The organism is Salinimicrobium oceani (genome assembly GCF_012037645.1).
Map to the genome: position 1 here is coordinate 1 of NZ_JAAVJR010000756.1, position 423 is coordinate 423.

Genomic DNA, 423 nt, shown 5'->3' on the forward strand with positions numbered 1-423 from the left:
TAAAGGAAAGCCTTCTGAAATGGTAATCCTTATCCTTATGGCCACCATTTTTGCCGCCTATATAAGGCAGCCACAATTACTTTATCGAAAACTTTAATTGATTCCGGGACCTCCTTAAATATGTGGTGAGGGTTCCAATTTGATTTCCGGAAAATGAATTTCTTGCACTTTGATGACCTACAGTATTGGTGAATCCAGGGAAGTACTGGCCGGAAAAGAGCATTTGACCATCTTTTTAAAAGAAAACGCAGAAGAACTCGGCGAGGTGATCATTATACCCATAAACCTGGAAACTTTCATCCCGCTTACACAAAGAGCCGCACTGCTTATACACAGGCTTGGCAGCGAATAAAAAATAAGAACCCTTGATCACCTGCGGCTGCTCATAACTTGGGAGCTGACTACCCCCAAAAGCAGCGGGTT

General features: G+C 43.0%; 1 protein-coding gene. It reads left to right on the forward strand.

Going from position 1 to position 423, the window contains the following annotated elements; all coding sequences use genetic code 11:
- The first annotated feature begins 172 nt into the window (after positions 1 to 172).
- Positions 173 to 352 carry a hypothetical protein gene (locus HC175_RS19250; protein WP_209310114.1) on the forward strand — a complete coding sequence of 60 codons (180 nt, stop codon included), beginning with the start codon at positions 173 to 175 and terminating at the stop codon, positions 350 to 352.
- The last annotated feature ends 71 nt before the right edge of the window (positions 353 to 423 follow it).